13 protein-coding genes and 1 tRNA gene are annotated in these 12,006 nt (G+C 72.4%); 7 read left to right on the forward strand and 7 right to left on the reverse strand.

Annotated elements, in window-relative coordinates; all coding sequences use genetic code 11:
- The first annotated feature begins 37 nt into the window (after positions 1–37).
- The 4 genes from V5O40_RS06450 (at position 38) to V5O40_RS06465 (ending at position 2,044) form a co-directional block, all read left to right on the forward strand.
- On the forward strand, positions 38–907 hold the full coding sequence (locus tag V5O40_RS06450) for a carbohydrate kinase family protein (RefSeq protein WP_332904606.1): 870 nt from the start codon (positions 38–40) through the stop codon (positions 905–907).
- Between the two features lie 66 nt (positions 908–973).
- Positions 974–1,300, forward strand: a complete 327-nt coding sequence (locus tag V5O40_RS06455; RefSeq protein ID WP_332904607.1) for an ArsR/SmtB family transcription factor — start codon at positions 974–976, stop codon at positions 1,298–1,300.
- A complete protein-coding gene (locus tag V5O40_RS06460; protein WP_332904608.1) occupies positions 1,297–1,779 on the forward strand; it encodes an SRPBCC family protein in 483 nt (160 codons plus the stop codon). Before V5O40_RS06455 ends, V5O40_RS06460 begins: the two co-directional genes overlap by 4 nt.
- 58 nt (positions 1,780–1,837) lie before the next feature.
- On the forward strand, positions 1,838–2,044 hold the full coding sequence (locus tag V5O40_RS06465; protein WP_093401294.1) for a hypothetical protein: 207 nt from the start codon (positions 1,838–1,840) through the stop codon (positions 2,042–2,044).
- Between the two features lie 15 nt (positions 2,045–2,059).
- Here the strand turns inward: V5O40_RS06465 and V5O40_RS06470 are convergent, their stop codons facing one another.
- Positions 2,060–3,205, reverse strand: a complete 1,146-nt coding sequence (locus V5O40_RS06470; RefSeq protein WP_332904609.1) for a polysaccharide pyruvyl transferase family protein — start codon at positions 3,203–3,205, stop codon at positions 2,060–2,062.
- A 379-nt stretch (positions 3,206–3,584) separates the two neighbouring features.
- Here V5O40_RS06470 and V5O40_RS06475 point away from each other — a divergent pair, with 379 nt between their 5' ends.
- From V5O40_RS06475 to V5O40_RS06485, 3 genes are all read left to right on the forward strand, one after another.
- The gene (locus V5O40_RS06475) at positions 3,585–3,770 is read left to right on the forward strand and encodes a hypothetical protein (RefSeq protein ID WP_332904610.1); all 186 of its coding nucleotides are present in this window, start codon (positions 3,585–3,587) and stop codon (positions 3,768–3,770) included.
- Complete coding sequence (locus tag V5O40_RS06480) at positions 3,767–5,113, forward strand: glycosyltransferase (protein WP_332904611.1); 1,347 nt, start codon at positions 3,767–3,769, stop codon at positions 5,111–5,113. The genes V5O40_RS06475 and V5O40_RS06480 overlap by 4 nt, the downstream gene beginning before the upstream one ends.
- 132 nt (positions 5,114–5,245) lie before the next feature.
- The gene (locus tag V5O40_RS06485; protein ID WP_332904612.1) at positions 5,246–6,184 is read left to right on the forward strand and encodes an aminoglycoside phosphotransferase family protein; all 939 of its coding nucleotides are present in this window, start codon (positions 5,246–5,248) and stop codon (positions 6,182–6,184) included.
- Between the two features lie 191 nt (positions 6,185–6,375).
- On the opposite strand, the gene V5O40_RS06490 is transcribed toward V5O40_RS06485, so the two are convergent.
- From V5O40_RS06490 to V5O40_RS06515, 6 genes are all read right to left on the reverse strand, one after another.
- Positions 6,376–7,173 carry an alpha/beta fold hydrolase gene (locus V5O40_RS06490; RefSeq protein ID WP_332904613.1) on the reverse strand — a complete coding sequence of 266 codons (798 nt, stop codon included), beginning with the start codon at positions 7,171–7,173 and terminating at the stop codon, positions 6,376–6,378.
- Between the two features lie 67 nt (positions 7,174–7,240).
- Positions 7,241–7,315: transfer RNA gene (locus V5O40_RS06495), tRNA-Val, on the reverse strand.
- Between the two features lie 86 nt (positions 7,316–7,401).
- Positions 7,402–7,866, reverse strand: a complete 465-nt coding sequence (locus tag V5O40_RS06500; protein ID WP_332904614.1) for a peroxiredoxin — start codon at positions 7,864–7,866, stop codon at positions 7,402–7,404.
- A gap of 53 nt (positions 7,867–7,919) precedes the next feature.
- A complete protein-coding gene (locus V5O40_RS06505; RefSeq protein ID WP_164449321.1) occupies positions 7,920–8,357 on the reverse strand; it encodes a DUF3052 domain-containing protein in 438 nt (145 codons plus the stop codon).
- A 109-nt stretch (positions 8,358–8,466) separates the two neighbouring features.
- Positions 8,467–11,364 carry a thiamine pyrophosphate-dependent enzyme gene (locus V5O40_RS06510; RefSeq protein WP_332904639.1) on the reverse strand — a complete coding sequence of 966 codons (2,898 nt, stop codon included), beginning with the start codon at positions 11,362–11,364 and terminating at the stop codon, positions 8,467–8,469.
- A gap of 37 nt (positions 11,365–11,401) precedes the next feature.
- Positions 11,402–11,893, reverse strand: coding sequence for a MarR family winged helix-turn-helix transcriptional regulator (locus V5O40_RS06515; RefSeq protein WP_332904615.1), 492 nt, complete (start codon positions 11,891–11,893; stop codon positions 11,402–11,404).
- Positions 11,894–12,006 lie beyond the last annotated feature (113 nt).

Raw genomic sequence — 12,006 nt, forward strand, 5'->3', positions numbered from 1 at the left:
CCAGGATAGGCGGCACCGACCGGCTAGCGTCGGCGCCATGTGCGACCTCCTGGTGATCGGCGGCCTCGGCGTCGACGTGCGGGTGCGGGTTCCCCGGCTGCCGCTGCCGGTGGTCGACTCGGTCACCGTCGACCCGATCGAGCTGCGGGTCGGCAACACCGGATCCGGGGTGGCGCTCGCCGCAGACGCGCTGGGGCTACGGGTGACGGTGGTCGACACGGTGGGCGTGGACCCGGCCGGCACCGTCGTGCGGGCCGCGCTGGCCGGTACCGGCGTGCGGACGGTGCTGGCCGACGACCCGGCGGGTACCCGGCGGTCGGTGAACCTGGTCGACCCCGGCGGGCGGCGGATGTCGCTGTACGACCCCCGGGACTCCGACGGTCCACCCCCGTTCACCGCGGCCCGGGTGGCGGAGCTGATCCAGGACGCCACCCACGTCCATTTGTCGATCATGGGATGGGTGCGGGAACTGCTGCCCGACCTCGCAAACCTGCTCAGCGAGGGGGTGGGCAGCTCGACCGACCTGCACGACTGGGACGGGCACAATCCGTACCACCGGCCCTTCGCCGAGGTCGCCGAGCTGGTGCTGGTCAGCGGTGCGGCGCTCGACGACCGGGCGGCGGCCGTGGTCGGCACGCTGGCGCCGCGCCCGGTGCTGGTGACCCGGGGCGCCGACGGCGCCGACCTGCACGTGGGCGGCGACGTGCGGCGGATCCCGGCGGCCGTGCCGCCCGGCCCGGTGATCGACACCAACGGCGCCGGGGACGCCTTCGCGGCGGGGATCATCGCGGCCCGGTCGCGCGGCGCGACCTGGGCGGAGGCGGCCGGGTACGCGTCCCGGGTCGCCGCCGCGGCCTGCACTTACGACGGCATGGAGTACCCACCGGGCCTGCTGCCCCGCGACTGACCGACCGGAGTCCACCGCCGCGGGTCGTGCTTGACAACCCGATTGGTAAGTCGTAGCTTACCGTTCGTGGCTACTTACCAACCCGACGGAGGCTGGGACGCCCTGGGCGACCCCACCCGTCGCGCCATCGTCGCGTGCCTGGCGGAACAGCCACGTGCCGTCGGCGAACTCGCCCGGGAACTACCGATCAGTCGACCCGCGGTGTCCCAGCACCTGAAGGTGCTCAAGGACGCCGGGCTGGTCGTCGACCGGCAGGTCGGCACCCGGCGGGTCTACCGGCTCAACCCGGCAGGCGTGGCCGCCCTACGCGACCAACTGGACACGTTCTGGCACCGGGCGCTGGACGGCTACCAGGACGTCGTCGAACAGCAGACCACCGAGGAGGACTCATGACCCAGGCAGCGGATGTGGTGGTGCGCCGCCAGATCATCGTGAACGCGCCCGTCGAACGGGCGTTCGCCACGTTCACCGAACGCTTCGGCGACTTCAAGCCACGGGAGCACAACCTGCTGGGCATCGAGATCAGCGAGACCGTGTTCGAGCCGAGGGTCGGTGGCCACATCTATGACCGTGGCGTCGATGGCACCGAGTGCCGCTGGGCGCGGGTGCTCGCCTACGACCCACCGGACCGGGTCGTGTTCAGCTGGGACATCAGCCCCCGGTGGCGGATCGAGACCGAGCCCGACAACACCAGCGAGGTCGAGGTGCGGTTCGTCGCCGAGACCCCGCACCGCACCCGGGTGGAACTGGAGCACCGCCACCTCGACCGGCACGGCCCCGGCTGGGAGGCCGTCCGGGACGGCGTCGCGGAGGACGGTGGATGGCCGCTCTACCTGGACCGCTACGCCGCCCTGTGCACCGCGCCCGACTGACGGCGGGATCATCGCGCTTCGCCCTGCGGGTCGGCGACGGTCGGGGCAGGATGGGCGCATGGCATCCACGGTTGAGATCCCGCTGGTGGGCGGCACGGCCGACGGTGAGCACGTCACCGTCGAGCTGGACCCGAACGGCCGGCCCCCACTGACCCACCATCACCTGGGGCCGCAGGGGCTGGCGGCGGCGGAGATCTACGAGTTGGAGTCCGTCGACACCGACCGGCAGCAGTGGCGCTACTGCTGGCGGGGGCCGGCGGTCTGACCCGACCCCGTGCGGTCAGGCGCCGACCTCGACCAGGGACCGGTTGCGCAGGCTCTCCAGCACCGCCCGGGTGACCTGGGAGGTGCCCCTGGCCTCGTCGCACACCCGCGCCACCCGCTGGGCGGTGACCTCGGCCCGCTGCTCGCGTTCGTCCCACAACTGGTCCACCTCGGCCAGCAGTGGGCCCTCCACCTCGCGTTCCACGCCACGCAACGCCGGCACCCCGAGTCGCTGCGCGAGGTCGAAGACCTTGCCGGCGTACGGCAGGGGCAGGAACGGGGTGCCCATCATCGCCGCGAAGATCAGGAAGTGCAGGCGCATACCGACCGCGAGGTCGAAGTGCTTCATCAGCCCGAGGATCTGCTGCGGTGAATAGGTGCCGTGCAGGATCCGCCCCCGCTCGGCGGCGATCATGTGCGACAGCACGCCGTGCGAGTGCCGGATGTCGTCGCGTTCCATCGGCACGAACAGCACGTGCGCGTCGATCCGGTGCACCAGGAAGTCACCGATCTGGGCCAGCAGCCGGTGGTATCCGTCCACGTCCAGCCGTTCCGCGGCCCGGCCCGGTTCCCGCACGCTCATCCCGACCAGCCGTTTGCCGGCCGGCACGCCCTCCTCGCGGAGGAACTGCGCGGGGAAGTCCTCCGGCTCCAGCAGGAACGCCGGATCGCCGGTGACGGTGATCGGGTTGAGCAGGCCGGCCTCCTCCAGCACCATCCGCGACTCCTGGTCACGTACGGTCACCTGGACCGCGCTGGCCAGCGTCTCCCGGACCATGCCGGTGTCCACCATCTCGTTGAGCGGCCCGACGCCGACGGCGTACGTCAGCAGCGGCAGGCCCCGCTCCTGCGCCACCCGGACCACCCGCAGGTAGCGGCGTGCCTCCTTGTCGTAGAGGATGCCGCCGCCGCCCAGGATGAGCAGGTCGAGCTGGGACAGCACGAGGGCCGAGTCGGTCCGGCTGACCCCCTCCCACGGCACCGCCTCCACGTCCGGGTGGGCGACGGCGGTGTGCGCGGGATTCCGTGAGAACACGATGATCCGCGCGTGCGGCTCCTGCTGACGCAGATCGGTCAGCAGACCGGTGAGGATCGCCTCGTCGCCCAGGTTGCGCCCACCGTACGAGCCGAGCACGCCGATGGTCAGTCCGGCACGCGTCATCCGTCGCTCCTCCCCAGGTGCGTCCGTTCGAGGTTTCCCGCTGCGCAGGTGAACAGTCCTCGCGGTCTGCTCGGCGGCGGTGCGGTTGACGAATGGGGTGCGGCCGGCACCGGGGCCGACCGGACAGACTGCGACATTCCGCGCGGGGCCGCTGTCGACAAGTTGACTACCTCCGGCGACGACCGGTCGCGGCGCGCGTCAGGCGGTCACACATTAGCTCGATGGGGTGACAGAGCGTGGTTGACCCTGGTTGACGGCTTTGCGAGGGTGTCGACCGGATCCCGCACCCCGAGCGGCTGATCCACGCGGCGGCCGGGGCACGACTGGGGCTGCACCCTGCCCGCCGTCACAGCCCCCGCAGCCCCGAGCGGAGAACTCGATGTCGTCAGGTAGCACCCTGCCCCGCACCGGACTCGACGTGGTCACCATCGGCGGCACCGCTGGTGTCGGCGTCGTGCAACTGTCGTTGCCGCTCGTCATCGCCGCTGTCGGTGTGCTGATGGTGGTCACCGGTGCCTGCATGATCCGGTTGACGTTCCGACGCGGACGGCCGATCGGCGGATGAGCGCGCGCATCGGACCCCGACGGGTGCTGCTCGCGGCGGCGGTCGTGCTGGCCGCCGCGGCAGTGTGGGCGATACACCACGTGTTCGCGGTCTCGGGCGCTCTCGACGGCGCCGGGCACCGCTTCACCTACGTGTACGCGGGCATGTTCCTGTTGCTGTTGTGGCAGATCGGCGGCGCCTACCTGGAGCGGCCGGCGACGGCGACCGGCCAGGCCCGCGAGTATCTCGACGGGTTGCGGGTGGTGGCGATCGTCCCCGTCTACAACGAGGACCCGGCGGCACTGCGTGCCTGCCTCGAATCCATGGTCAGGCAGACCCGCACCCCTGACGTCATCTACGTCGTGGACGACGGTTCGACCGACACCGGCGGGTACGAGACCGTGAAGCGGTGGTTTCTCGCCACCGCCCCCGGGCACGGGATCGCGGTGTCGTGGCATGTCCAGGCCAACGCCGGCAAGCGGCACGCGCAGGCCGTGGCCGTCCGCGCCACCCGCGACGCGGACATCTACTGGACGGTCGACTCGGACACGGTCTCCGATCCGCGGGCGCTCGACGAACTGCTGCTGCCGTTCGCTGATCCTCGCGTGCAGTCGGTGGCCGGCGTGGTGATGGCCGCGAACGTGGGGTCGTCGTTCCTCGCGCGGATCACCGACCTGTGGTTTGTCACGGGTCAGCTCACCGACCGGTCGTCGTTGTCGGTGTTCGGAGCGGTGTGGGTCAACTCCGGGCCGATCGCCGCCTACCGGGCTGATGTCGTCCGGGACAACCTTGACGGCTACCTGACCGAGCGGTTCTTCGGCCGGAACGTGGCCTTCTCGGATGATTCCCTGTTGACGTTGTTCGCGATGGTCAGGGGGCGCACCGTGCAGCAGCCGACCGCGTTCGCGTTCGCGTTGATGCCGGACCGGTTCGGCCACCTGTGCCGCATGTACCTGCGGTGGATGCGGGGCAGTTTCATCCGCTCCTGGTGGCGGGTGCGGTACCTGCCGCTGCGGTCGTACGCCTGGTGGGCACATCTGCTGCGCTGGGCGTCGATGGTGGTCGCCACGGTGGTGTTCGTGACCGTCGTGTTCGTGTCCCCGGTGGTCGAACCGACCCTCACGGCACTGCCGTGGCTGTTGTCGGTGACCTTCATCGTGGGGTGGGCGCAGACGTTGCGCTATCTGACGGTCCGCCGGTCTGACGAATCGACCGGCCGCCGGGTGTGGACGTGGCTGTTGGCGCCGGTGGCGGTGGTGTTCGCGGCGGTGGTGTTGCGAGTGATCCGCTGGTACGGGGCAGTGACCTGCTGGCGGACCGGTTGGGGCACCCGGCAGCAGGTGGAGGTCGTGCTGGCGCGCTGACCGCCGTACGCGGGCCGGCGGTCGGCAACCTCACCCGGCCGACCGCCGGCCCGGACGCACGCCTCGCGCCCGGCAGTCCTCGCGAAGGAAACGCCTTGCCCGCTCGGGTGCCCGCCGGGCAGCGTGAACGCCATGCTGGCGCAGACGAGGAATCGGTTACGGTGGGCCCAGCTGCCCCCCGATGTCCGATCCGCCGTGGAGGAGATCCTCGGCGACCGGGTGGTCGAAGCGGTGTCGCAGCCCGGCGGATACTCCCCCGGCACCGCCGACCGGGTACGCACCGCCGGCGGTCGGCGCGCCTTCGTCAAGGCGGCCAGCCCGGCGCAGAACCCGGACACCCCGGACATGCACCGGGCCGAGGCGCGGATCACCGCCACGCTGCCCGAGTACGCCCCGACGCCCCGGTTGCTCGGCTGTCACGACGACGGCCACTGGGTGGCCCTGGTGCTCACCGACGTCGACGGGCGCCACCCCGTCACCCCGTGGCGCACCGACGAACTCGACGCGGTGCTGGACGCGCTGCACCGGATGGCGACGGCACTCACGCCCAGCCCGGTGCCGGAGGTACCGGGCATCGCCGAGCGGCTGGCCGACGAGTTCGCCGGCTGGCGGCGGATCGTCGACGACCCGCCACCGGAGATGAACCCGTGGGCCCGCGCCCATCTCGACGAACTCCGCTCCTGGGCGGACCGTGGCCTCGCGTTGCTGACCGGCGACACCCTGTGTCACGTGGATCTCCGCGCGGACAACCTGCTCGTCGACCGGACCGGCCGCGTCACCGTGGTCGACTGGCCCTGGGCGGCCCGCGGCCCGGCCTGGCTGGACACCGCGATGCTGCTGCTCGACGTACGCCTGCAGGGTGGGCACGACACCGAGGCCCTGCTGCGCCGCCGGCCGCTGACCGCCGCAGCCGACCCTGACGCGGTGACCGGCCTCTACGCCGGCCTGGCCGGCTTCCTCACCGACCGGGCCCGCCTGCCCCCGCCGCCGGGCATCCCCACCCTCCGCGAGTTCCAGCACGCGCAGGCCGAGGCCCTGCTCACCTGGCTGGCCGAGCGCGCCGACACCTGACGTCGGCCCCGCCTGACCCGCGCACCCCCGATCTTCGAGGCAGCAACATCCCCGAAACTGCCGCCTCCAAGCGAAAGCGACCCCGCAACATCCCCGAAACTGCCGCCTCCAAGCTGCGACGACACCGCAACATCCCTGATGGTGCTGCCCCGCGTCGCGGTGACCTGCCAGCGGGGGCGGGGTCGGGGGTGTCAGATGGGTGGGGTGGAGACGTGGGTGAGGAAGGGGAGGACCGCCGTGGGCAGGGCGGGCGAGTCGACGATGTCGTAGTGGGTGAGTCCAGGCAGGACGGCCAGTCGGGCAGCCGGCCGGTCGGTGCCGTCCCACCCGGCGTCCCGATGCCCGCCGCCGAGCAGCCCGAAGAACTCCACCATGTGTGCCGGGCGGACCGAATCGGCGTCGGCGAAGACGAGCATCGTCGGGGTGGTGATCGAGGCGACCTCCGGGGACCAGTCGTAGTCACGACGCAGCAGCTCACCGGTCCTGGTCCAGAGCAGTGGCCAGTCCTGGGGCCGGGGCGCCACGCGACGGTACAGCTGCTCCGGCGGGGTGCCGCGCATCCGTTCGGCGGCCGCCTCGTCGGGCTCGGGCATGCCGGCGAGCACCTCGGGAAACCAGCCCTGCCGCCGACACGGCGCGGAGACCACCACCAGACGACGGAGCAACTGCCGGTGCTGCACCGCCATCCGCAGCGCGACCCCACCGCCGAGGGAGAAACCGAGCACCTCGGCCTCGGCCAGGCCGAGGTGCACGATCAGCGCCGCCACGTCGTCGGCCATCGACTCGTACCGCAGTGGGCGTCCGGTGTCCGGGGTGCGGCCGTGACCGGGCAGGTCGACGCTGACCACCAGGCGACGACGCGCCAGCGCCGGCCGGATCGCGGCGAAGGCCTCCCCCGTGCCGAACCCGCCGTGCAGCAGCACCAGCGGCCGACCGCCGCCGTGCGTCTCGTACCAGAATCGGACGCCGCTCACCTCGGCGACAGCCACCCGAAGCCCCTTCCCATCAGGTTGAGGCCGGTCGGTACCAGCCGCAGCTGAGCAGGTGTAAGGGGGTTGGTGGGCGCGGCAGGTTTCGAACCTGCGACCCCTCGCTTGTAAGGCGAGTGCTCTCCCACTGAGCTACGCGCCCGGGACGCCGTACGGCGGGCCGGCGGTTGGCAAGCTTACCCTGCCACCCGCCGGCCCGGACGGACGCCTCGCACCCGACGGGTCGGGTCAGGCCACCGCTTCCGCCAGGGCCTTGCGCCAGCTTTGCTGATCGCGTGCCTCGCCAGGCGGGTTCATCTCGGCGAAGCGGACCACGCCGGCCCGGTCGATGACGAAGGTGCCGCGGTTGGCGATGCCGGCGACGTCGTTGAAGACGCCGTACGCCTGGGCGACCGCGCCGTGCGGCCAGAAGTCCGACAGCAGCGGGAACTCGTAGCCCTCCCGCTCCGCCCAGATCTTGTGGGCGTACACCGAGTCGACGCTGACGGTCAGCACCTGGATCTCGTCGTTGACGTACTCGTCGAGGTTGTCCCGCACCTCGGTCAGCTCACCCTGGCACACGCCGGTGAACGCCAGCGGGTAGAAGACCAGCAGGACGGTGCGTCGGCCGCCGAAGTCGGAGAGCCGGACCTGCTGGTTGTTCTGGTCCTTCAACACGAAGTCGGGCGCCTCGACGCCAACCTCGATGGGCATGCGAACTCCTCGGGTGGGTTCGGGACAACCTCGGTCGCCCGCCGCGGGTCGGGTTACTTCTTGCCCTTGGCGCCGCGACGCAGCACGAGTCGGGCACCGCTCCAGTCCTTGCCGGCGTTGACCGTGGAGGTCTGCTGGAGGCCGGCGGTGGGTGCGGACTCGGCGATCTCGCTCGGCTCGACGTGGCCCTCGCGGCCGGCCTTGGGCGTCAGCAGCCACACGACCCCGTTGTCGGCCAGCGGGCCGAGGGCGTCGACGAGCAACTCGAAGAGATCACCGTCGCCGTCCCGGTACCAGACCAGCACCGCGTCGACGACCTCGTCGGTGTCCTCGTCGACCAGATCTCCACAACGGTCGGTCAGGGCGTCCCGGAGATCGGAGTCGACGTCGTCGTCGTAGCCCATCTCCATGACGACCATCCCCGGCTCGATGCCGAACCGGTCCGCCAGGCTGCGTACCCCGTCAGCAGCCTGACCAGCGGTCGCGCTCACTGTCGCGTGCCTCCTCATCTCGTCCGAGCCGGCGTCTGCTCGACGCCGTCAGGCAAAGTCCACACAGTTGTGCCCTCCTGCGCAAGTGGCGCACCGGGTGGAACGAAATTTACCGTGCCAGCAGCGTACGGGCACCCTGGGTGATGGCCTCCTCGGACACCAGGACCTGCCGGGCGGCCGGACCCAGGGGGACGAAAGAGTCAACCGCCGCCACCCGGCGCGCCGCCCCGACATATCCGGCATCCACCAACGCGGCGATCACTCCCTCGCCGACTCCACCGGACCGGCGGGTCTCGTCCACCACCAGCACCCGACCGGTCGCGGCGGCCTCCCGGATGAGGTCGGCCACCGGCAGCGGCGCGAGCCAGCGCAGATCCACGACCCGGGTGCCGACGCCCTCGTCGGCCAGCACCGAGGCGGCCCGCAGCGCCATCCGTACGCCGTTGCCGAAGGTGACGATGGTGACGTCCTCGGCCGAACCGACGCCGTACACCCGGGCCCGCCCCACCGGGACGTGACCACCGGCCCAGGCGGCCGGCTCGGCGTAGGGGGCGAGCCACTCGCCGTCACCGTCGGTGTAGAGATCGCGGGTGTGGTAGAGGGCGATCGGCTCCAGGAACACGCAGACGCTGCCGTCCACCGCCGCGCTGGCCAGGCAGGTCCGCAGCATCGCCGCCGCGTCGTCCGGCCGGGCCGGCACGGCGATCACCAGGCCCGGCACGTCCCGCAGTACGGCCACCGAGTTGTCGTTGTGGAAGTGCCCGCCGAAGCCCTCCTGGTACGCCAGCCCGGCCACCCGCACCACCATCGGGTTGCGCCACGCCCCCTGTGAGAAGAACCGCATGGTCGCCGCCTCGCCCCGCAGCTGGTCCTCGGCGTTGTGCAGATACGCCAGGTACTGGATCTCCGGCACCGGCAGCATCCCGGCCAGGCCCGCGCCGAGACCGAGGCCGAGGATGGAGGTCTCGTCGAGCAGCGTGTCGAACACCCGGGCGGCACCGAACCGGTCACGCAACCCCTTGGTCACCCCGTAGACCCCACCCTTGGCGGCGACGTCCTCGCCGAAGACCGCCATCTGCGGATGACTGAGCAGCCCGTCGGTGAGCGCCGCGTTGATGCTCTGCGCGAGGGTGAGCGGCCCGGCGAGTTCCGGCGGCTTGCCGCCGAACGCCTCGGCCCGCGCCCCGGCGTCCGGGCCGGCGGCGCGGGCACCCGCGTCCGCGACCGCCAGGGCCACCCGGACCGGGCGGCGCGGTGCCAGTGGGGCGATCACCTCTGCGGCGTCGGCCAGCTTCGGTTCGTCGAGCACCTCCTCGGCGATCCGGCGGACCTGCCAGCCGATCTCGTCGTAGCGGTCCAGCAGTTCCGCTCCGCTGGCCAGTCCGGCGTCGACCAGCCGCCGCGCGGTGGCCACCACCGGATCCCGGGCCACGTCGGCGGCGATCTCCGCGGCGGGGCGGTACGCGCTCTCGGCGTCCGCGCCGGCGTGGCCCATCAGCCGGACCGTGGTCAGGTGCAGCACGGCCGGGCGTCGGTGCCGGCGTACCCAGGCCGCCGCCTCGGCCGCCACCGCGTAGGTGCCGACCAGGTCGGTGCCGTCGGCGGCGAAGTACCGGATGCCGGGTTTGGACCGCAGGGCCGTCGCCACCCATCCCTGCGGCGACCGGACGCTGATGCCCAGCCCGTTGTCCTCGCAGACGAAGAGCACCGGGATGCGCAGCCCGGTGTGGTCGTACCAGCCGGCGGTGTTGAACGCGGCCGTGGCGCTGGCGTGGTTGATCGAGGCGTCGCCGAACGAACAGACCACGATGGCGTCGGCCGCCCAGGGCGTCGGTTCGGGCTCCGCACCGGTTCGGTTCGCTTCCCCCCTCGCGTCGAGCCGGCGCAGTCGCTCGACCGCGAGACCCATCCCGACCGCCCGGGGCAGGTGCGAGGCGATGGTGGAGGTCGTCGGGACCACCGCGAGATCGGCACGACCGAACACCTTGTGCCGGCCACCGGCGATCGGTTCCTGGCTGGAGGCCACCATGCCGCGCAGGACGTCCCGGGCCGCCTCGGCGTACGCCCGGGGTACCGGCCGCTTGACCACCGCCATCCGGACGCTGCCGGGTCCGACGCTGTCGCCCGGCCCGGAGACCGGCACGGTCAGGGTGGCGGGCCTGGAGTCGGCCAGCGGCACTGCCGCCGGTCGGTCTGCGGGCGCGGCTGCCCTGCCCGCCGGATCGACGGCGGGGTCGTCGGCGGTCGCGTCCGTCCGGTCGATCGCCGCGTCGGACCCGTCGTCGGGCGCGCCCGCACCGCCCGGCGGGTTGGTTTCCGCCGCGTCGGGCCGGTCACCGGGTGCGCTCGCACCGCTCGGCGAGTCGGTTTCCGCCGTGACCGGACCGATCACCGGCTGGTCCGGCGCACCGGCGATCTGTGGTTCGCCGGTCCCCGCCTGGTCCGGCACGGCGGACTGCCGGCCGGAGGCGTCGACCTCGACGGGCTGGCCAGCCTCCGCCGCCTCCGTGGCCGGACCGTCGGCGGCGGTCGCCACGGTCTCGGCCGGCGACAGTGTCGGCGGCACGACCGGCGTGGGGGACACTGCCGGCGTGGGAGACACTGCCGGCGTGGAAGACACTGCCTGGGTGGGAGACACCGCCGGTGTGGGCGGCGCGGCCGGGTCGGCCTGGGCGGCGCGGACGCAGTAGAAGGCGCCGGAGCGGTAGTGCAGCAGAGCCGGATCCGTGGACCGCAGGGCCGCCGCCACCGCGGCGTTGCCCTCGTGACCGGCGGAGCCGATGGTGTAGTAGCCCTCGCCGAAGCTGCGCAGCCAGCGGGCGGCCAGGTCGAGTTGCCGGCTGGTGACCTGGGCGTCGAAGAGGTCCAGGAGTTGGGTACCGGTCAGCGCGCTGCCCTCGGCCACCGGGCGCGCCGGGTCGCCACGATGCGGCGGTGTGGCGAGGGCGGCCAGGCTCTCCCGGAACCGGTCGTCGAGATCCTGCGGGGTGGTCACGTCCGACAGCATTACCGACCGGGGCACGCATCGCACAGTCGAGTGCGTTTCACGCCCGCCCGGTCGGGCCGCAGTCCTCGGGACAGCCGCCGTCGGAGACCTTCCACACCAGCTCACGCAGCGCGGCGAGTTCCTCGTTGTCGAGCGCGGTCAGCAGCCGCGAGTCGGAGAGCACGAGATGGACCCGATCACGCATCCGCCGCCCGGCGTCGGTCACCACGAGCGTCTTCTGCCGCCGGTCGGTCGGGTCGACCCGGCGCTCCACCAGCCCGGCCTGCTCCAGCTTGTCGACCAGGGCGGTGACGTTGGACCGGTCGCAGCGCAGCTGCTCGGCCAGGTCGCGGGCGGGCAGCGGACGGTCCGGGTCGAGTTGGTACAGGGCGCGGGCCACGGCCGGGGTCAGGCCCAGCGCGGCGATGTCGAGATCCTGGTGGTGCCGCAGGGCGGCGGCGACGTGCATGATCCGGCGTACCGCGTCACCGGCCAGCCCGGCGCGGTCGCCCGGTTCCGGGCCGACCGGGGCGATGATCGGCCGTGACATGGTCACATCCTAGGTCGGCGGACCCTCGCCGACCTCGTCCGATCGGTGTCGGGCGGCCGGAAGGTTCGCCGGATCTGCCGCGCTCGGCCCTTGTTCGGGCAATAGCGGCGGGA

Origin of the sequence: Micromonospora palythoicola (assembly GCF_036689795.1) — a bacterium.
In the GTDB taxonomy this organism is placed as follows: domain Bacteria; phylum Actinomycetota; class Actinomycetes; order Mycobacteriales; family Micromonosporaceae; genus Micromonospora; species Micromonospora palythoicola.